Source organism: Amycolatopsis sp. MJM2582 (genome assembly GCF_000754115.1).
Lineage (GTDB): Bacteria > Actinomycetota > Actinomycetes > Mycobacteriales > Pseudonocardiaceae > Amycolatopsis > Amycolatopsis japonica.
Genome location: NZ_JPLW01000002.1, coordinates 559,332 through 578,057, shown reverse-complemented (window position 1 = coordinate 578,057; position 18,726 = coordinate 559,332). Strand labels below are relative to the sequence as shown.

The following is an 18,726-nucleotide window of genomic DNA, read 5'->3' as shown; positions in this document are numbered from 1 at the left end:
TCAGGTCGTGCGCATGGTGTTGGCTTGGTCGGTGACCATCGTCTTCGTCCTGGCGATCTCGAGCTTCGCGATGTAGCCGGTGATGTATTCCTTCATCGAGTCGTTCTGCTTCTGCAAGGCGAGCAGCGAATCGACGCCGGAATCGACATAGCTGGAGCTGGCCTCGTCCCGGCCCGGCGGACTCAGATCGGCGAGGATGTCCTCGATCTTCATACCGTCTTCGGAGACCTTCTTCAGCTCGTCCTGCCACAGCCCGATGACGGTCTTCAGCTCTTCGGGGCTCATCTCGAACCCGCCGCCACCGCCGCCCCCACCGCCGTAAACGGTCGGTTCCTTCGGCGTGGTGAGGTCACCCCAGACGGCCTTGATCGCGCTCGCGGCGTCGCCGATGATGTTCAACCCGCACCTTCCCCTCAGCACTCACACACGGTGATGGACAAAGAGTAGCCAAGCGGCGGACGGCGTGTCAGCCGATCCGGCCGAGTGGTCGGACGTGTCTCGGAGCCGTCCGGTTCCCGGTCGGGCGGATCATCCCGCGAACTGGTCACAGTACGTACGTACGGATTGCATTGACCGGGCTCCCGGTGACAGGATCCCAGGATGCCACGGGTCAGCCAGGATCACCTCGACGCACGCCGGCGCCAGATCCTCGACGGCTCCCGCGTGTGTTTCGCACGCCACGGCTACGAGGGTGCCACCGTCCGGCGGCTGGAAGAAGCCACCGGACTGTCCCGCGGTGCGATCTTCCACCATTTCCGCGACAAGGAATCCCTCTTCCTGGCCTTGGCCGAGGACGACGCGGTGCGCATGGCCGACATCGTCGCCGAGCAGGGTCTCGTCCAGGTGATGCGCGAGCTGCTGACGAACCGCAGCGAGCACCCCGCCGACTGGCTCGGCACGCGGCTGGAGGTCTCCCGGCGGCTGCGCACCGACCCCGAGTTCCGGGCCCGCTGGGCCGAACGGTCCCACCAGCTGACCGCCGCGACCCGCCGCCGCCTGGAGCGCCAGCGCGACGCCGGGATCCTGCGTGACGACGTCGACGTCGACGTCCTGACCGCATACCTCGAACTCGTTCTCGAAGGTCTCGTCTCCCACCTCGCGATGGGCCAGCCCGGAGACGATCTCGGCCCCGTTCTCGACCTGGTCGAGGAGAGCGTGCGGCGGCACCGTGCCCACGCGGCCGGCGGAACACGTTAAGATTGTCCCATCGCCGCAGTACAGCGGCGGTGTCAGTTGATTCCGATCGAGGAGTGACTCTTTTCGTGCGCGACGCGCAGTCACCTGGTGACAGTATCGAGCCGGGTGGCACACCCGGCTGTTCCGCGGCTCTTCCCGCCGGCAGGAAATGATGGAAATCCTGCTCGCCGTTCTCGGCATTCTCCTGTTCCTCCTGCTGACCGTCGGCACCGGCCTCGCCGTCGCCGCCGAGTTCTCCCTCACCGCGCTCGAGCGCAGCACGGTGGACGCGAACGTCCGCCAGGTCGGCGACAAACGTGCGCACACCGTGCAGAAGGCGCACCGCACGCTCTCGTTCCAGCTCTCCGGCGCGCAGGTGGCGATCACCATCACCACCCTGATCACCGGTTACCTCGCGGAACCGGTGATCGGTGATCTGCTGCACCCGCTGTTCACCGCCGTCGGGTTCTCCGAAGGCGTGGCGAACGGCGTCTCGCTGGCGGTCGCGCTGATCCTGGCCACGTCGCTGTCGATGATCCTCGGCGAAATGATGCCGAAGAACCTCGCGATCGCCCGGCCGTTGCAGACCGCGCGTGCCGTCGCGGGGTACCACTCGCGGTTCTCGTCGCTGTTCCGCTGGCTCATCACCCTGATGAACAACAGCGCCAACTTCCTCGTCCGCAAGTTCGGCGTGGAGCCGCAGGAAGAGCTGCGGTCGGCCCGGTCGCCGCAGGAACTCGGGTCGATCGTGCGCTCCAGCGCGGAAAGCGGCACGCTCGACACGTCGACGGCCGAACTGCTGGACAAGTCGCTGCGCTTCGGCGAGCGGACAGCCGACGAGCTGATGACGCCGCGCGTCCAGCTCGAATCGCTGACCGTGGACGACGCGATCTCCGACCTCATCGAGATCTCGCGCCGCACCGGCTTCTCGCGTTTCCCGGTCTACACCGAGGATCTCGACGACGTGCAGGGCGCGGTGCACATCAAGCAGGCGTTCACCGTCCCGGCCGCCCAGCGCGCCACGGTACGGATCGGTTCGGTCATGCGGCCGATCCCGACGGTGCCCGAATCGCTGCCGGGAGACTCGCTGCTCAACCGGCTGCGTGATTCCCGGTTCCAGCTCGCGATCGTCGTCGACGAGTACGGCGGCACCGCGGGCCTGGTGACCCTGGAGGACGTGGTCGAGGAGATCATCGGCGACGTCCGTGACGAACACGACGAACGTGAAGCGCCGTCCTCCCAGCAGGTCGGCGCCGACAACTGGCTCGTGTCCGGACAGCTTCGCGCCGACGAGGTCACCGACGAGACCGGGTTCCGGATGCCCGACGGCGACTACGAGACCATCGCCGGCCTGATCCTCGAACGACTGGGCCGGATCCCCTCCCCCGGTGACGCCACCGAACTCGACGCCTGGCGGCTCACGGTGACCAAAATGGACCGTCTCCGCATCGCCGAGGTCGAAGTCCGCCGGGTCAGCGAAACCTCGACCTCCGCCGAGCAGGAGCCCGCCCGATGAGCGACTGGTTCAACATCTTCCTCGTCGTGGTCCTGTTGCTGGCCAACGCGTTCTTCGTCGGTGCCGAGTTCGCGCTGATCTCGTCGCGGCGTGACCGGCTGGAAGCCTTGCTGGAGCAGGGGAAGACCCGCGCCAGGATCGTGATCAACGCGAGCAGGAACGTCTCGCTGATGCTCGCGGGCGCGCAGCTCGGCATCACCATCTGCTCGCTGCTGCTGGGACGGCTCGGCGAGCCCGCCGTCGCGCACCGGCTTGCCGGGTTCTTCGAGTTGTTCGGCATTCCCGAGGTGCTGCTGCACCCGATCTCGTTCGCGATCGCGCTGGCGTTCATCACCATCCTGCACGTCCTCATCGGCGAGATGGTGCCGAAGAACCTCGCGATCGCCGAGCCGGAGCGGCTGGCGTTGTGGCTGGTGCCGGTGCACGTGGCCTGGGTGAAGGTCGCCAACCCGTTCATCTGGCTGCTGAACTTCGTGGCGAACTCGCTGCTTCGGGTGTTCAAGGTCGAGCCGAAGGACGAGCTGGAGACTGCCTACACGTCCGACGAACTCGCCGAACTGCTCAGTGAGTCGCGCCGCGAGGGGCTGCTGGAGCATTCCGAGCACCAGCGTCTGAGCAAGACGCTGTCCTCGGTGGAGAAGACGGTCGCGGACGTGCTGGTCCCGACGGCCCAGCTGACCACACTGCCCTGCTCGCCCACGCTGGGCGACGTCGAACGCGCGGTGTCCTCGACCGGGTTCTCCCGCTTCCCGGTGTGCACCGACGACGGGACGCTGACCGGCTACATCCACGTCAAGGACATCCTCGACCTCGTGGGCGAGGACCCGACCACCGTGGTGCCGTCGGACAAGACGCGGGCGCTCACCGAACTGCACGCCGACGCCCGGCTGGACGAGGCGCTGTCGGCGATGCGCAAGGAAGGCAGTCACCTGGCGCGGGCGCTGAGCCCGGCCGGGACCGCGGTCGGCGTCGTCGCGCTGGAGGACCTCGTCGAGGAATACGTGGGAACTGTCCGCGACGGTACCCACGTCATGTCATGACCGGCCTGATCGTCCTTCCCGAGTCCGTGTGGCGGGCTCGGGAGGACGAGCACGTCACGCGGATGCGGCGCTGGACGACACCGCACCAGCGCCGCCGCTCGCGGGGCGAGAAGCATCCGGTGCTCGACTTCCTCTTCAGCTACTACTCGCACCGGCCAGGGCATCTGGAGCGCTGGCAGCCGGGTCCGGGTGTCGTGCTCGAAGGCGCGTCCGCGCACCGGTTCCTGGAGCGGAAGGGCTACCTGGAGACTCCGGACGGCGTCATGCTCGATCCGGCGGGATTCACCGAGGGCCGGGCCAAGACCGCGCAATTCGTTCTCCGGCTGCTTTCCGCGACCGCGTCCCGCTCGCCGAGACTCAGTTGTTTCGGGCTTCACGAATGGGCAATGGTTTACCGGGAATCGGCGAATGAGGTTCGCCACTCACAGCTTCCGCTCCGGCTCGGCTCGGCCGGGACCGACGGCGTCGTCGAGTCGCTGGAGATCCGATGCGGACATTTCGACGCGTTTCGGTTCTTCACCGAGCCCGCCCGGCCGCTCAACACCCTGCGGCCGGCGCGCGAGGACCAGGTCGACTTCGAGCAGCCGGGCTGCCTGCACGCCAACATGGACCTGTTCAAGTGGGCGTACAAACTCGATCCGTTCGTCCCGGCCGAGCTGGTCGGGGACTGCTTCGAGCTGGCCGCGGACATCCGTGAGCTGGACATGCGGGCCAGCCCGTACGATCTGGCGTCGTTCGGGTACTCGCCCGTACGGATCGAGACCCCGGAAGGCCGTGCCGAGTACGCCCGCGCGCAGGCCGCGTTCGCCCGGCGGGCGGCGCCGCTGCGTGAGCACCTGATAGCGCATTGCCAACGGCTTCTGGCCGAGTTAAGGAAAGTTCCCGCGACACGCGGAAAACAACTGTGAGTCGTCGCATTCCCCGTAACATCCTCCCCTGTTAGAGTGATAACGGTTTGATTGCATACGCAGCGCGAGCGCGCACGTTTCGAAAGGACAACGATGGGGCGACACAGCGCGGTCGAGGAGCCGGTGCCGCATCCCCTCGACCCGCCGAAGCGGCCTCAGGGTCGCGGTGAGGCGACCGGTTCGCACCGGATCGTCGGGAAGAAGGCCCCGCGGCGGCGGATCGCCAAATGGCCCATCGCCTGCCTGGTCCTCGTGGTCCTGGTCGCGATCGGCGTGCTGGGCTGGAACTGGGCGGACGGTGAGCTCAACACCCGCGCCGAAGCCCAGGCCAAGGCGTGCAGCGCCGGCGACACCCCGATGCGGGTCATCGTCACCCCCAGCATCGAGAAGCCGGTCCGTGCGGCGGCCGAGCGGTGGAACAACGCCGCGACCGTGGTCCGCGACCACTGCGTGATCATCCAGATCGACGCGCTGTCCTCCGCTTCGGTGCTCGACGGCCTCGTCGGGCGGACCAACCTCGACTCCATCGGCGGCCTGCCCGCCGCCTGGATCCCCGAGTCCTCCTACTGGGTGACCGAGCTGAACACCGCCAAGCCCGAGCTGGTCGGTTCTCCCGCCCAGTCGGTCGCGACGGCGCGTTCGGCCGACTATCCGCTCGTCGGGCTCGCCGGCAAGAACATCGACGAGGTCCAGATGCGCGCCGCGCAGACGTTCCGCCAGTACCTCCAGCAGCCCGCCCAGCAGGCCGACTTCGCGGCCGCAGGTATCAAGGCCACCTGAGGCCCCGAACCACGGGAAAGGCCCCTTCGCCGCTCGGGAAGGGGCCTTTCCCGTACTTCATGAGTGGGTGAGCCCGGCGTGACTCGCGTGATCAGGGACGTAACTCGCGTGTTTGAACACGGAACTCGTGTGATTGGACGCCGCACTCGGGTGTTCCGCGCCTGATCACGCGAGTTCGGTCTCTGATCACGCGTGATCGGTCTTTGATCACGAGGAGAAGGTGTCCGGGTCCGGGCCGGTACGCGTCCCGTCGTCGAACTCGGCGAGCGCGGCGAGATCGTCTTCGGCGAGTTCGAAGTCGAAGACGTCGAAGTTCTCGCGGATCCGGGACGGTGTCACGGATTTCGGGATCGCGACCGTGCCGACCTGCAGATGCCAGCGCAGCACGAGCTGCGCGGGGCTCTTGCCGTATTTGGCGGCCAGGGCGGTCAGCGTCGCGTCCGAGAGCAAAGATCCCTGCGCCAGCGGGCTCCACGCCTCGGTGACGATGCCGTGCTCGGCGTGGAACTCCCGCAACGCCTTCTGCTGAAGCCGGGGATGCAGCTCGACCTGGTTGACCGCGGGCACGATCCCGGTCTCGTCGAAGAGCCGCCGCAGATGCGGGATGTGGAAGTTCGACACCCCGATCGCGCGCACCCGGCCGTCCGCGTAGAGCTTTTCCAGCGCACGCCAGGTTTCGACGTACTTCCCGCGGGCGGGCATCGGCCAGTGGATCAGGTAAAGGTCGACGTGGTCCAGCCCGAGCTCCGCGAGGCTCGCGTCGAACGCCCGCAGCGCCTCGTCGTAACCGTGGCCCGGATTCGGCAGCTTCGTGGTGATGAACAGTTCGTCGCGGGGGACGTCCGATGAGCGGATCGCCTCGCCGACACCGGCTTCGTTCCGGTACGACGCGGCGGTGTCGATGCTGCGGTACCCGGCCTCGATGGCGGTCCGGACGACCTTGGCCGTATCGCCCGCGGGCACCTGCCAGACGCCGAAACCGAGTTGTGGGATGGCTACCTCGTTGTTCAGGACGACGGAAGGCACGGCCATGGAAGGGAAATCCTCACTGGGTTCGGCGGCAGGGCTTCTTGCCCCGCATCATTCCACCCCGCGCGCGGCATACGCGCGCAAATACTCCGCCGTGTCCGCGTCCGCCGGGAAGAACGACTCGATCACCAGCTCGGCGACCGTGACGTCCAGCGGTGTGCCGAAGGTCGAGACCGTGCTGAAGAACGTGAGTTCGGCGTCCCCGTGCCGCAGTCTCAGCGGGACGAAGATGTCACCCGGTCCGGGGACCTCCACCTCGGGGACGGGATCCGCGCACGGATAGGCGCGCAGTTCCTCCAGCAGTTCGGTCAGCATCGGGTCGGCGGTCTGGATCACCTGACGCCGCAGCCTGCCGAGCAGATGGGCCCGCCACTCCCCCAGATTCAGCACATGCGGCGCCATCCCGTCCGGATGCAGTGTCACCCGCAGGACGTTGACCGGCGCGGCCATCAAGGCGGGCGAGACCAGGTCGGTCATCAGCGAGATGCTCGCGTTGGCGTCGACCAGGTTCCACCAGCGGTCGACGACGGCGGCCGGGTACGGCTCGTGGCCGGTCATCAGCTGGCGCACCGCCTTGCGGACCGCTTCCAGCTCCGGGGCGGCCAGACCGGTTTCGGCGTACGCGGGCGCGTATCCCGCCGCCAGCAGCAGCTGATTGCGTTCCCGCAAGGGCACCTCCAGATGTTCGCCGAGCCGCAGCACCATCTCGCGGCTGGGCTTGGACCGGCCGGTTTCGACGAAGCTCAGGTGCCGGGTGGAGATGTCCGCCGAGATGGCGAGGTCCAGCTGGCTGATCCGGCGGCGGTCACGCCATTCACGGAGGAGTTCGCCGACGGGGCGGCCCGCGCTCACTGTGGTCGTCACGATCACGAACCTACGGCTCCGCGCGCGGAGCCGCCATTACCTCCCGCGTAATCGACGGGACCCGCTCCCGGCCGACAGAGTTGCGGCATCGGTTACCCCACAACGAAACAAGGAGACACCATGTCGGACATCCAGCGCGTCGCCGAGCAGTACATCGCCGTGTGGAACGAGACCGACGCGGACAAGCGCCGCGCCCTGATCGCCGAAGTGTTCACCGAGGACGCCGCCTACACCGACCCGCTCGGCGCCGTGACCGGCCACGACGGGGTCGACGGCTTCATCGCCGGCGCGCAGGCCCAGTTCGCGGGCTTGAAGTTCAGCCTGCCCGCGGCGCCCGACGCGCATCACGACATCGCGCGGTTCCGGTGGTACCTCGGCCCGGAAGGCGCTGAGGAGCCGCTGGCGATCGGTTTCGACGTCATCACCGTCGAGGACGGCCGGATCAAGCAGGTGCTGGGCTTTCTCGACAAGATGCCCGGCTGACGATCAGGCGAAGGCCTCCGGCGGCGGACAGGAGCAGACGAGGTTGCGGTCCCCCGCGGCCCCGTCGATCCGCCGCACCGGGGGCCAGATCTTCGATGCGGTGAAGCCGGCCGGGAAGACCGCGATCTCCCTGCTGTACGGGCGATCCCATTCGCCCGCGAGACAGCGCGCGGTATGCGGCGCGTTCCGCAGCGGGCTTCCCTCCAGCGGCCACTCCCCCGCGGCGACCTTCTCGATCTCGCCGCGGATCGCGATCATCGCGTCGCAGAACCGGTCGAGTTCACCGAGATCCTCGCTCTCGGTGGGCTCGACCATGAGCGTTCCCGCGACCGGGAAGGACATCGTCGGCGCGTGGAGCCCGTAGTCGGCCAGCCGCTTGGCGACGTCGTCCACGGTGACGCCGGTCCGTTTGGTGAGCGCGCGGAGATCGAGGATGCATTCGTGCGCGACGAGGCCGTCGTGCCCGGAGTACAGCACCGGATAGTGCTCGGCGAGACGCTTGGCGACGTAGTTGGCGTTCGCGACCGCGGTCAACGTCGCCCGCTTCAAGCCTTCGGCGCCCATCATCCGGACGTAAGCCCAGGAGATCGGGAGGATCGACGCGCTCCCCCACGGCGCGGCGCTGATCGGTCCCACCCCGGTGGCCGGGCCGGCGTCCGGCTGCAGCGGGTGGTTCGGCAGGTACGGCGCCAGATGCGCGCGGACGCCGATCGGCCCGATGCCCGGTCCGCCGCCACCGTGCGGGATGCAGAAGGTCTTGTGCAGGTTGAGATGCGAGACGTCGGCGCCGAATTTCCCGTACTGTGCCACCCCGATCAGCGCGTTCAGGTTCGCGCCGTCGACGTACACCTGGCCGCCCGCGTCGTGCACCAGCGCGCAGACCTCGCGGACGGTGTCCTCGTACACGCCGTGCGTGGAGGGATAGGTGATCATGATCGCGGCGAGGTCGTCCGCGTGCTCGTCCACAGTGGACTTGAGATGACCGAGGTCGATGTTGCCCTCGTCGTCGCATTTCACGACGACCACCCGCATCCCGGCCATGACCGCGCTGGCGGCGTTCGTCCCGTGCGCACTGGACGGGATCAGGCAGACGTCACGCGCGGCGTTCCCGCGTTCGCGGTGGTACGCGCGGATGGCCAGCAGTCCGGCGAACTCGCCCTGGCTTCCGGCGTTCGGCTGCAGGGAGACCGCGTCGTAGCCGGTGATGCCGGCGAGCCAGCGCTCCAGATCCTTCACGACGGTGAGCAGGCCGGCAGCGTCCTCGGCGGGCGCGAACGGATGCAGACCGGCGAACTCGGGCCAGGTGATCGGCTCCATCTCGGCCGTGGCGTTGAGCTTCATCGTGCAGGAGCCCAGCGGGATCATGCTCCGGTCGAGCGCGACGTCCTTGTCGGACAACGCCCTCAGGTACCGGAGCAGCGCCGTTTCCGAGCGGTGCGCGTGGAAGACCGGATGGGTCAGGTAGTCGCTGGTGCGGCGCAGATCCGGCGGGAAGCCGTCCGCGGTGTCCGCGTCGAGCGAGTCCACATCGGACACCGCGACGCCGAACGCCTTCCACACCAGGGAAAGATGCTCACGGGTGGTCGTCTCGTCGCAGGCGACGGCGACGTGGTCGGAGTCCACGAGCCTCAGGTTGACGCCGAGTTCCCGCGCCGTGCCGACGATCCCCGCCGCGCGGCCCGGGACGGAAACCGTGACGGTGTCGAAGAATTCGCAGTGCACGACGTCGACACCGCTTTCGGCGAGGCCCGCCGCGAGCACCGTGGCCATCCGGTGCGCGCGGTTCGCGATGGCGCGCAGCCCTTCGGGACCGTGGTACACCGCGTACATCGACGCGATGACCGCCAGGAGCACCTGGGCGGTGCAGATGTTGCTCGTCGCCTTTTCGCGGCGGATGTGCTGTTCGCGGGTCTGCAGCGCGAGCCGGTACGCGGGGGCGCCGTCGGCGTCCTTCGACACCCCGACCAGCCGTCCGGGCAGCTGCCGTTCGAGCCCCTGCCGGACGGCGAGGTACGCCGCGTGCGGTCCGCCGAAGCCCATCGGGACCCCGAACCGCTGCGTCGACCCGATGGCGACGTCGGCGCCGAGTTCACCGGGCGACCGCAGCAGGGTCAGCGCGAGCGGATCCGCGGCCATCACCACGGCGGCGCCGAGCGCCTTGACCTCGGAGATCGTGTGGTCCCATTCGCGGACGACCCCCGACGCGCCCGGGTACGACAGCAGCACGCCGAAGAAGTCGCCGCCGAGCCCGAGCCCGGTGATGCCCTGGGACAGGTCCGCGGTCACCAGGTCGATGCCGAGCGGTTCGGCGCGGGTGCGCAGCACCTCGATCGTCTGGGGAAGGGTGTCCTCGTCGACCACGAACCGGCTCGATTTCGCCTTGCCCGCCCGGCGGACCAGCGTCATCGCCTCGGCCGCGGCGGTCGCCTCGTCCAGCATGGACGCGTTCGCGATCGGCAGCCCGGTCAGATCGGCGACCATGGTCTGGAAGTTGAGCAGCGCTTCGAGGCGGCCTTGCGAGATCTCCGGCTGATACGGCGTGTACGCGGTGTACCAGGCCGGGCTCTCCAGCACGTTGCGGCGGATCACCGGCGGGGTCACGGTGTCGTGGTAGCCGAGGCCAATCATCTGGACCATCGGCCGGTTGCGCGCGGCCAGTGCGCGGAGCTCGGCGAGCGCGCCGGTCTCGGTGGCGGGAGGCGGCAGATCCGGCGGCGTCGCGGACTCCCTCAGCGACGCGGGGACGGCCCGCTCGGCGAGCTCTTCGAGGGAGGCGACGCCGACGACGTCGAGGATGCGCGCGAGCTCTTCGGCGCCGGGACCGATGTGCCGGTCCGCGAAGGGGGTTCCGGATTCGAGAGCGGCCAGTGAAACAGGCTTCATCGGGGACCTCCCAAGACGCGGGGGTGGGGCCGGGACGGATTGTCCTGGCCCTCCCCACTCTGTCCGTACCCCCGAGGGGGCGCCTGAGAGTTTCGCCCGAGTGTTGAGCCGGGCTTGCACCGTCGGCGGGGCCGCCAGGCTGTGACCTGGCGAACCACTTTCCAGAGGCGTCTCTTCCGCGCGGTCCAGGGTGCCTGAGAGGTTCCGGGGAGGACTTGCTCCTTCGGCGCCGAGCTCAACGGTTATCGACTCGGTCTCTCCCGCGCGGATTCGTCGACCGCGGAAGTGAGCCTACCCTGCCGCTCGCGCGGCCTCATGATCAGCCGGTGCGACGGGCGTTGCGGCGCTGCGTGAGCTCGTCCGGCGTGACCGTTTCGATCACGCCGCCGTCGGCCCGCTCGGCCGGGAACTCGTGGATGGTGCCGCTGATCTCCTGCATCGCGCCGCTGACCGCGATGCCGAAGACGCCCTGCCCGCCCTGGAGTAAATCGACGATCTCCTCGGGCGAGGTGCACTCGTAGACGGTGGTGCCGTCCGAGAACAGGGTGACCTTGGCGAGGTCACGGACGCCACGCAGGCGCAGATGATCGACGGCGACGCGGATGTTCTGCAGGGAGACACCGGTGTCCAGCAGCCGCTTGACCACCTTCAGGACGAGGATGTCCTTGAACGAGTAGAGCCGCTGCGAACCGGAACCGTGCGCCGTGCGGATGCTCGGCGCGACCAGCTTCGTGCGGGCCCAGTAGTCGAGCTGCCGGTAGGTGATCCCGGCGATCTGGCAGGCGGCCGGGCCGCGGTAGCCGACGAGTTCGTCCGGGAGGGAAGAGTCGGGGAACAGCTCGCCCTGCTCGCCGTCAGCGACCGGAACGAGCGGCTCTTGAGGGCTACCAGCCTCGACCACGCCATGCCTCCCCTCGCCCGACCTGGCGGCCGGCGAACAAAGCCGCGCGGACCCACGGGAGTCCGCACCGGAGTTCCTCGTCAAGACGAATGCCCCAGACATCCGAATCACACCTTGGCGATTCACCTTCATTGACGGTAAGCGCGTCCGGCAAACCGGTCAACGCGACGCGCGGTCGGCCTCAAGCTCTTCTTGAGGCTTGTCGAGGACAGTCCCCCGTTCGGCCGTACGCTTGCCGGATTTACTCAGCCGTGTTAATTTTTACTCATGCAAGTAAATCCCTCTACCCAAAGTGCCCTGCAAGAGGTTCAGGCGGAGCTGGGGCTCTCGGTCACCGAGGCGGCCCGGCGGGCCCAGATCGTCGGGGCCGCGATCGCGACGATCGCCGACTTCGGCTACCACAAGACGTCGTTCGCGAAGATCAAGGAGCGGGCCGGGCTGTCCAGCACCCGGATCATCTCCTACCACTTCACCAACAAGGCCGGCCTGATGCAGGCCGTGGTCACCACCGCGACCGGGATGAAGGACAAGTTCCTCGAGGAGCGCATCGAGGGCACGACCGACCGTGCCGGGCTGCTGCGCGGCTACATCGAGGCGGAGATCGCCTTCCTCGGCTCGTACCCGGAACTGGTGCGGGTCATGGTCGAGATGGCTTCGAGCGGCTCGGACGCCGAGGGCTGGTTCATGTCGGCACCGCTCGTCGAGGAGTTCCGGACCGGACGGCTCGAACGTCAGCTCCGCCAGGGCCAGCAGGAAGGCGCTTTCGGCGACTTCGCGGCGGACGTGATGGCGCTGTCGATCGCGCAGGCCATCGACGGCGTCGCGGCGAAGTTCGCGGCGGATCCGAAGCTGGACCTGGAGCGGTACGGCCGGGAGCTGGCGGACCTGTTCCTCAAGGCGACCGCCGCCTGATCCGCATTCAGAGGACCAAACGCCTACGAAGAAGGGGCGGCACCACCAGGCGCCGCCCCTTCGATCGAGTTCTCGGGATCAGGTGTCCGCGCCGCGGAAGTCCTCCGGCGAGACCGAGTCGAGGAACTCGCGGAACTTCTCGACCTCGTCCTCCTGCTCGTCGGGGATGATGAGGCCCGCCTCCTCCAGCACCGCGTCGACGGCGTGGATGGGCACCCCCACCCGCAGCGCCAGCGCCACCGAATCGCTCGGCCGCGCCGAAACCCGGATGTCCCCGTCGAAGACCAGTTCCGCGAAGAACGTGCCTTCCTTCAGGTCGGTGATGACGACCTGTTCCAGCTCACGGCCCAGTGCGCCGATGACCTCCTTGAGCAGGTCATGGGTCAGCGGACGGGCCGGGCGGACTCCCTGCTGCTCCAAGGCGATGGCGGTGGCCTCCACCGAGCCGATCCAGATCGGCAGGTAACGCTCGCCTTCGGTTTCCCGCAGCAACAAGATCGGCTGATTCGCGGGCAGCTCCACCCGCACGCCGACGACGCGCATCTCGCTCATCGGGCTTCGCCTCCCTCTCGTGCGCACGGGCTGCAACGCTTGTCTCGACGACCAAGCGACGGTAGTCCCGACGCTACCCGTCTTCCGAGCGCTGTGCTCGCTGTCTCCGACATTCTCGGTTCGCCCGTGGCAAACCCGACTCTCACGGTACGGCATTGGATGCCGAACATTCAGGCATTGACAAGTGGCCTCACAACGGCTCCCGGTCACCTGGAACCGTTCAACCGCCCGTGACAGCCCGTATTCCGGCCTTCACCAAGAGCGTGTGCAACGCCACGGTCAAGGCGGCGAGCTCCCGGACGACTTCGTCACCCCTCGCCTGGGCGTCCTCGTCACGATGCCGATACACCGGGGTCACGATCTGCTCCAGCAGGCCGACCTCGCGGTCGGCCGCGGCCCGGAAGGCACGCAGATGTCTCGGCTCGATACCGAATTCGGTCATCGCTTTCACGGTCTTCGCCACGAGGACCGCGTCGGGGTCGAAGAACCCCGCCGCACCTGGGCGCACGAGACCGTATTGCCGCAGCTCAGCCAGGGTGGCGGCGTCGATGCCGGCCTGGCGGAGCAGATCTTCCTCGGTCAGCCTGATCTCGCGTTCGGTCTCGAAGTCCCCGGGGGACGGCAGTCCGCCGTTCTCCCCGGGGGCGTCGAGTGAAACGAGTTTCCGCGGCAGCCTCGGCATCGCCGCTTCCGGCGCGGCGCCCCGATCCGCCGCGTCCAGCTGTTCCTTGATGACCTTCAGCGGCAGGTAGTGATCCCGCTGGGCGGACAGGACGAACCGCAACCGCTCCACGTCCGCCGGAGCGAACTGCCGGTACCCCGACGGGGTCCGGCCCGGCTGGACCAGACCCTCCGCCTCGAGGAACCGGATCTTGGAGATGGTGACATCGGGGAAGTCGCCGCGCAGCTGTGCCAGCACGGCCCCGATGCTCAACCCATCGCGCTGCGAAGCATCCCGATCAGGCCGCCCGGCCGCCGTCACCGTGCCCCCTGGCCCCCGGAACCCGGGCCGGTCAGGAAGACCAGGCGGAACTTGCCGATCTGCACCTCGTCGCCACCGGCGAGGACGGCCTGGTCGACCGGCTCGCGGTTGACGTAGGTGCCGTTGAGGCTGCCGACGTCGATGACGACGAACTCGCCGCCCTCACGCCGGAACTCGGCGTGCCGCCGGGAGACCGTGACGTCGTCGAGGAAGATGTCGCTGTCCGGGTGCCGTCCCGCACTGGTGGTGTCGCGGTCCAGCAGGAAGCGCGACCCCGCGTTCGGGCCCCGCTTGACGACCAGCAGCGCGGAACCCGCGGGCAGCGCGTCCACACCCTGGACGGGGGCCTCGGCAGCCGGAGGAGCCTCAGTGCCTTCGACGTCGGCCAGGAAGTCGGCCCGGAAGACAGAAGTCCGCTCCGGAGACTGCTCCGGGGGAACGCCGGGCCCGTCGTTCGTGCTCACCTGAGCTCTCCTAACGCATGTGTGTTGCCACTACTCAAGAACGTGTGGAGGTCAAACGTACCGTGCCTGATCGAATCTCCGGCCCGCGGCTCCCCCTACTCTTCCCGAAGGGCCACGGCCTGCGGCTATTCCTTGATCAGCGCCTGGTACGCCTCGGCCTCCAGCAGGGATTCCACCGAGCTCGCGTCGTCGAGACGGAGCTCGATCAGCCAGCCTTCGCCGTACGGGTCGCTGTTGATCAGCTCGGGCGACTCGGTCACCGCGTCGTTGACCGCGACCACCTCGCCGTCGAGCGGGGCGAACAGCTCCGAGACGCTCTTGGTCGACTCGACCTCGCCGAACGCGTCGCCCGAGCCGACCTGCTTGCCGACCTCGGGCAGTTCGACGAACACCACGTCACCGAGCTGGTCCTGGGCGTACTCCGTGATGCCCACGCGCACGAGCCCGCCGTCGCGCACGGAGACCCACTCGTGCTCCTCGGTGTACCGCAGTTCTTCTGGAGTGGACAACGCCGCTCCCCTTTCTGATGCCCTCACTCGAAACCGACGCGCGCAGTTTCCCATCCCGCCGGGTCACGCGCCCGGCGCCTCCCGCGACACGCCGGGAGCGGCCGGGCGCAGCGCCCGTACGGTCTGGACGACGTACAGCACGCCTGAATAGACGTACAGGACCGCACCCCATGCCGTGAAGGCGTAGCCGATCGGCCGGGCGATCGCGGCGATGTCGGAGCCGCCCTGGGTGAGCAGCAGGAACGGGAAGGCGTACATCAGCACGAAGGTGGCGCCCTTGCCGATGTAGGTGACTTCCGGCGGGGCGAACCCCCGGCGCCGCAGCAGCAGGACGCAGACGCCGAGGACGGCCTCCCGGACGACCAGCGGGACCACCAGCCACCACGGGATGATGTCGCGGATCAGGAAGGCGATGAGGGTCGCGAGGATGTAGAGCCGGTCGGCCGCGGGATCGAGCAGCTGGCCGAGCCGCGACATCTGGTTGAGCCAGCGGGCGAGTTTGCCGTCGAGCCAGTCGGTGAGCGCGCTGAACACGAGCAGCGCGAGCGCCCAGCCGTCCTCCTTCGGGCCGAGGAGCAGCCACAGGAAGACCGGCACCCCGGCGAGCCGGAGGATCGAAAGCATGTTGGGGACATTCAGGGCCTGCCGCAGCAGGGAAGGCTCTTCGCTGGTCACGCTCGGTTCGGGGGGCGTACTCACCCGCTCAGCCTAGCCAGCGGCGGCAGGTCCTCCCGCGTCAGCTGGCCCGGGTGTGCGTCCAGCCGCGGCGTTGCAGGTCCGCGCTGGTCAGCGCCACGGGCCTGCCCCGGTGGTCGGTGCCCATCCAGCGATGGTGGCCCGCCGAGTTCTCCAGGACGTACGGGCGGCCGCCACACCAGACGACGGTGCACGGGGCCGTCGGGGGAAGCTCCGTGCTCGCCGGTGCGGTGGCCTGGGTTGACGCGGGGTCGGTCTGTTCGTCGGTCTTCATCGCTCTCACGGTTTCGGTGACGGGGACTGGGACACGCCGGAGCGCTACTTGTCTTTTCGGCAGAACGGGGCCGCGCGTTAACGGCTCGGCGCCGGATTCGTCCGATCGGTTCGCGACGACAGCAGGGTGTTGCCGCGCCGTGAACGGCATATTAATTGTCCACAGTGGACAGTGATTGCCCGGTCCTCGCGTATCGCGGCGACGGGGCCGCGATAGCCTCCCGCGAACCGAACGTGGCTCAATGCCACGACATCGGGCCCGGCCGGGTCAGAATGGGCCGGCCACGACCGGCCGACGAAAGGATCGCCTTGCCCGTCTCGACGACCACGGGAACGTGGCGGCACCTGGTCGCGGTCTGCGCCGTCGCCGGAACGCTCGCCGCCTGTTCGGGCGAAGCCCCGCCACCGCCTGTCACTTCGACGCCGGTCTCATCGCCCGCGATCCCCACGAGCGCGTCCAGCGTTTCGGTGCCGCCGATCCCGTCCCAAACCGCGCCGAGTCCGTCCGCCGCCCCGACTCCCGCCCCCAAACCGAAGCCCGCTGAACCGGTACAGGGTTCCTGCGGAACGGTGACCGCGGCGAGCGGGCTGACCTTGCAGGTGCTCAACGGACCCGGCGTCTCCTGTGCGGAGGCGACCGGGATCGTCGACGCGTTCCACAAGAGGATCGCCGGCCGTCAGTCCGCGGGCTCGGACGAGCCGGTCAGCGAGACAGTGGACGGCTGGCTGTGCGTCTCCGGTGCTCCCGCCGCCCAGGGCGGCACGAGTTGCAGCAAGGGCGAGCAGAACGTGTTCGCCGCCGTCGTCCCCGTCGAATGAACCATCCCCGAGAAGAAGGGCCCATGAAGAGCCTCGCCGTGCTTCCCGCCGCGTTCGCCGTCGTCCTGCTGAGCGGTTGCGGCGCCGATCCCGCGCCCGCGGCCGCGCCGCCCCCGTCCTCCCCCGCACCCGCCGCCGACCAGGCCCTCGCCGGATCGCCGTGCGGAGAAGTCGCCGGATACCAAGGCGCGAAGAACAAGGTCGTCGTCCGGGGGAAGACCGACTGTGCCGAAGCGACGCAGGTGCTCAAGGACTACTTCGCCAAGCTGACACCCGCCGAAGCGACGTCACCGCAGGGGCCGGGCCCGGTCGTGGTCGGGGCCTGGACCTGCGGCAGCGGTCCGAACGATCCGGTGACGAGCTGTTCGACCGAGGACGAACGGCAGATCGAGGCCACCCGGAGCTGAGCACGGACGGCGGCGTCACTTCCCGCGACGCCGCCAGGTCCGGGTCTTCCGGTACAGGACACCGAGTCCGATCAGCATGCCCAGCAGGACCAGGCCGCACAACGCGACCATCACCAGGCTCAAAACCCGATTCGACCTTGACGGGTAAGCGAATCCGTCACCGGCGAAGATCCTGTCGCCTTCCGCGACCCTCTCGCCGTTGATCCTCCCCTGTCCGGTGCGCCCGTCGTCGAACCGCCACCCAGCCTCGCAGTAGGGAAACCGGCCGCTCATCGGCGGCCCTTCCTCGACACATCCGGAGACGGCGGTGACCGTGACGTCCTCTCCGGCGTTCAGTTCACGCACGCGGTCACCGAGGGCTCCCCCGGTCACCCACAACAGGAAAACGAGCGGGATCCCGCCCAGCAGCATCTGCAAGAGAAACCTAGAAGTCCCCGGTTCACCTGACAAGGAAGTCCCTTCTTCTCGGCCATTCCAGGCTATTCGCCGAAGCGACGGAGCTGCACGGGATTTGTACCCACCCCCTTGCCAGCCGAAGTAAGAGTCGTCTAGACTCAAACTATGCTCACCAGGGAAGACGCCATGAAGGCGGTCGAGGACGCGGCCGGCCCGGCCGCGCTGTTCGCCCGCCATCGCTACCGCGAACTGGCGGCCGTGCTCCACCCCGACCGCAACCCCGGCGACGCGCGGGCCCACCGCGCGGCCGCCACGCTCAACCGCCTCCACGACGAGTGGAAGCGGGCCCGGCGGCAGACGGTCACCACGGCGACGTCGGCCTACACCCTCGTCGCGCCGCACGCGGTGGGCAGTGTCGCCACGACCTACCGGACCACCGGCCCGCATCTGGTCAAACTCGTCCGCGATCCGGCGCTCAACCCGTTGATCCACGCCGAATGGGAAGCGTTGCGCGCGCTGGACGGCTTCACCGAGCGGCATCGGTGGCTCCGTCCCTACTACCCGCGGCTGCTCGACACGTCGGGGCCGGTCGCGAGGGGCGATCGCGCGTTCAGCGTTCTCGATCCGCTCGTCGACGGCTTCCTCACCCTCGCCGACATCGGGAAGGCCTTCCCCGGCGGGCTCGACGGCCGCGACTACGCCTGGATGCACCGTCGTCTCCTGCGTGCCGTGGCCGGCGCGCACCGGGCGGGTGTCGTCCACGGCCATCTCACCGCGGACAACGTGCTCGTCCATCCCGGACAGCACGGCATCGTCGTGGCCGGCTGGTCGTTCGCCGTCGAAGACGGTGCGCTCCCGCTGGCGGCGGACAAATCCGTCCGCTATCCACCGGAAGTCCACAAAGGACAGCCGATGACCGCGGCCACCGACGTCCACATGCTCCACCGCATGATGCTGGGCCTGCTGGCACCGGGCGAAACCCGCCAGCGCGAATTCGCCAAGTGGTGTCTCCAGGAGATCCCGGCACAACGACCCGAGGCCGCCGATCTGCTCGACGAGTACGACGAACTGCTCGCCGACCTGTACGGCCCTCGCACCTTCCGACCGTTCATCATCCCCGAGACAGGAGCCTGACC

At 68.5% G+C, this 18,726-nt stretch carries 23 protein-coding genes and 1 riboswitch; of the genes, 10 read left to right on the top strand and 13 right to left on the bottom strand.

Translation table 11 applies throughout. The annotated features are described in order from the left end of the window. Nucleotides 1-399: a hypothetical protein gene (locus ED92_RS12915; RefSeq protein ID WP_037337342.1), complete on the bottom strand. Its 399-nt coding sequence runs from the start codon at nucleotides 397-399 to the stop codon at nucleotides 1-3. Between the two features lie 201 nt (nucleotides 400-600). On the opposite strand from ED92_RS12915, the gene ED92_RS12910 reads away from it, so the two are divergent. From ED92_RS12910 to ED92_RS12890, 5 genes are all read left to right on the top strand, one after another. Next, nucleotides 601-1,197 carry a TetR/AcrR family transcriptional regulator gene (locus ED92_RS12910; protein WP_037337340.1) on the top strand — a complete coding sequence of 199 codons (597 nt, stop codon included), beginning with the start codon at nucleotides 601-603 and terminating at the stop codon, nucleotides 1,195-1,197. Between the two features lie 148 nt (nucleotides 1,198-1,345). After that, on the top strand, nucleotides 1,346-2,692 hold the full coding sequence (locus ED92_RS12905) for a hemolysin family protein (RefSeq protein ID WP_037337337.1): 1,347 nt from the start codon (nucleotides 1,346-1,348) through the stop codon (nucleotides 2,690-2,692). Next, complete coding sequence (locus tag ED92_RS12900) at nucleotides 2,689-3,732, top strand: hemolysin family protein (RefSeq protein WP_037337336.1); 1,044 nt, start codon at nucleotides 2,689-2,691, stop codon at nucleotides 3,730-3,732. The genes ED92_RS12905 and ED92_RS12900 overlap by 4 nt, the downstream gene beginning before the upstream one ends. Continuing rightward, entirely contained in the window at nucleotides 3,729-4,640 is a 912-nt protein-coding gene (locus ED92_RS12895) for a 3-methyladenine DNA glycosylase (protein WP_037337334.1), read from the top strand. The genes ED92_RS12900 and ED92_RS12895 overlap by 4 nt, the downstream gene beginning before the upstream one ends. A gap of 93 nt (nucleotides 4,641-4,733) precedes the next feature. Then, nucleotides 4,734-5,420 (top strand): hypothetical protein, encoded by a 687-nt coding sequence (locus ED92_RS12890; RefSeq protein WP_037337331.1) that lies wholly within the window; start codon nucleotides 4,734-4,736, stop codon nucleotides 5,418-5,420. 207 nt (nucleotides 5,421-5,627) lie between these two features. Here the strand turns inward: ED92_RS12890 and ED92_RS12885 are convergent, their stop codons facing one another. Together ED92_RS12885 and ED92_RS12880 are read right to left on the bottom strand one after the other, a co-directional pair. Further along, nucleotides 5,628-6,452, bottom strand: coding sequence for an aldo/keto reductase (locus ED92_RS12885; protein WP_037337327.1), 825 nt, complete (start codon nucleotides 6,450-6,452; stop codon nucleotides 5,628-5,630). Nucleotides 6,453-6,500: 48 nt separating this feature from the next. Then, nucleotides 6,501-7,319 carry a helix-turn-helix domain-containing protein gene (locus ED92_RS12880; RefSeq protein WP_037337324.1) on the bottom strand — a complete coding sequence of 273 codons (819 nt, stop codon included), beginning with the start codon at nucleotides 7,317-7,319 and terminating at the stop codon, nucleotides 6,501-6,503. 114 nt (nucleotides 7,320-7,433) lie between these two features. Between ED92_RS12880 and ED92_RS12875 the strand changes: the two genes are divergently transcribed. Then, a complete protein-coding gene (locus ED92_RS12875; protein ID WP_037337322.1) occupies nucleotides 7,434-7,796 on the top strand; it encodes a nuclear transport factor 2 family protein in 363 nt (120 codons plus the stop codon). A 3-nt stretch (nucleotides 7,797-7,799) separates the two neighbouring features. Here ED92_RS12875 and gcvP read toward each other — a convergent pair whose 3' ends face one another. Both gcvP and ED92_RS12865 read right to left on the bottom strand, forming a co-directional pair. Continuing rightward, on the bottom strand, nucleotides 7,800-10,679 hold the full coding sequence (gene gcvP / locus ED92_RS12870; protein WP_037337319.1) for an aminomethyl-transferring glycine dehydrogenase: 2,880 nt from the start codon (nucleotides 10,677-10,679) through the stop codon (nucleotides 7,800-7,802). 171 nt (nucleotides 10,680-10,850) lie between these two features. Continuing rightward, nucleotides 10,851-10,952, bottom strand: a riboswitch (glycine riboswitch). A 46-nt stretch (nucleotides 10,953-10,998) separates the two neighbouring features. Further along, nucleotides 10,999-11,580, bottom strand: coding sequence for a MerR family transcriptional regulator (locus ED92_RS12865; protein ID WP_005150040.1), 582 nt, complete (start codon nucleotides 11,578-11,580; stop codon nucleotides 10,999-11,001). 267 nt (nucleotides 11,581-11,847) lie between these two features. Here ED92_RS12865 and ED92_RS12860 point away from each other — a divergent pair, with 267 nt between their 5' ends. Beyond that, nucleotides 11,848-12,492: a TetR/AcrR family transcriptional regulator gene (locus ED92_RS12860; RefSeq protein WP_016334079.1), complete on the top strand. Its 645-nt coding sequence runs from the start codon at nucleotides 11,848-11,850 to the stop codon at nucleotides 12,490-12,492. A gap of 78 nt (nucleotides 12,493-12,570) precedes the next feature. Here ED92_RS12860 and ED92_RS12855 read toward each other — a convergent pair whose 3' ends face one another. The 7 genes from ED92_RS12855 to ED92_RS12825 form a co-directional block, all read right to left on the bottom strand. Further along, nucleotides 12,571-13,044: a bifunctional nuclease family protein gene (locus ED92_RS12855; RefSeq protein WP_005150031.1), complete on the bottom strand. Its 474-nt coding sequence runs from the start codon at nucleotides 13,042-13,044 to the stop codon at nucleotides 12,571-12,573. A gap of 220 nt (nucleotides 13,045-13,264) precedes the next feature. Then, nucleotides 13,265-14,026 carry a MerR family transcriptional regulator gene (locus ED92_RS12850; RefSeq protein WP_037337317.1) on the bottom strand — a complete coding sequence of 254 codons (762 nt, stop codon included), beginning with the start codon at nucleotides 14,024-14,026 and terminating at the stop codon, nucleotides 13,265-13,267. After that, complete coding sequence (gene garA / locus ED92_RS12845) at nucleotides 14,023-14,490, bottom strand: glycogen accumulation regulator GarA (protein WP_016334077.1); 468 nt, start codon at nucleotides 14,488-14,490, stop codon at nucleotides 14,023-14,025. Before garA ends, ED92_RS12850 begins: the two co-directional genes overlap by 4 nt. A 125-nt stretch (nucleotides 14,491-14,615) precedes the next feature. After that, complete coding sequence (gene gcvH, locus ED92_RS12840) at nucleotides 14,616-14,999, bottom strand: glycine cleavage system protein GcvH (RefSeq protein WP_005150021.1); 384 nt, start codon at nucleotides 14,997-14,999, stop codon at nucleotides 14,616-14,618. Nucleotides 15,000-15,062: 63 nt separating this feature from the next. Then, entirely contained in the window at nucleotides 15,063-15,698 is a 636-nt protein-coding gene (locus ED92_RS12835) for a CDP-alcohol phosphatidyltransferase family protein (protein WP_052120514.1), read from the bottom strand. Between the two features lie 37 nt (nucleotides 15,699-15,735). Further along, a complete protein-coding gene (locus tag ED92_RS12830; protein WP_037337311.1) occupies nucleotides 15,736-15,969 on the bottom strand; it encodes a hypothetical protein in 234 nt (77 codons plus the stop codon). Between the two features lie 238 nt (nucleotides 15,970-16,207). Then, nucleotides 16,208-16,498 carry a hypothetical protein gene (locus ED92_RS12825; RefSeq protein WP_235213260.1) on the bottom strand — a complete coding sequence of 97 codons (291 nt, stop codon included), beginning with the start codon at nucleotides 16,496-16,498 and terminating at the stop codon, nucleotides 16,208-16,210. 40 nt (nucleotides 16,499-16,538) lie between these two features. Here ED92_RS12825 and ED92_RS12820 point away from each other — a divergent pair, with 40 nt between their 5' ends. Together ED92_RS12820 and ED92_RS12815 are read left to right on the top strand one after the other, a co-directional pair. Next, nucleotides 16,539-16,787, top strand: a complete 249-nt coding sequence (locus tag ED92_RS12820) for a hypothetical protein (protein ID WP_037339884.1) — start codon at nucleotides 16,539-16,541, stop codon at nucleotides 16,785-16,787. 23 nt (nucleotides 16,788-16,810) lie between these two features. After that, the gene (locus ED92_RS12815) at nucleotides 16,811-17,194 is read left to right on the top strand and encodes a hypothetical protein (RefSeq protein WP_037337309.1); all 384 of its coding nucleotides are present in this window, start codon (nucleotides 16,811-16,813) and stop codon (nucleotides 17,192-17,194) included. A gap of 15 nt (nucleotides 17,195-17,209) precedes the next feature. Here ED92_RS12815 and ED92_RS12810 read toward each other — a convergent pair whose 3' ends face one another. After that, nucleotides 17,210-17,605, bottom strand: coding sequence for a hypothetical protein (locus ED92_RS12810; protein ID WP_037337304.1), 396 nt, complete (start codon nucleotides 17,603-17,605; stop codon nucleotides 17,210-17,212). Nucleotides 17,606-17,755: 150 nt separating this feature from the next. Here ED92_RS12810 and ED92_RS12805 point away from each other — a divergent pair, with 150 nt between their 5' ends. Further along, a complete protein-coding gene (locus ED92_RS12805; protein ID WP_037337301.1) occupies nucleotides 17,756-18,724 on the top strand; it encodes an adenylate cyclase in 969 nt (322 codons plus the stop codon). The last annotated feature ends 2 nt before the right edge of the window (nucleotides 18,725-18,726 follow it).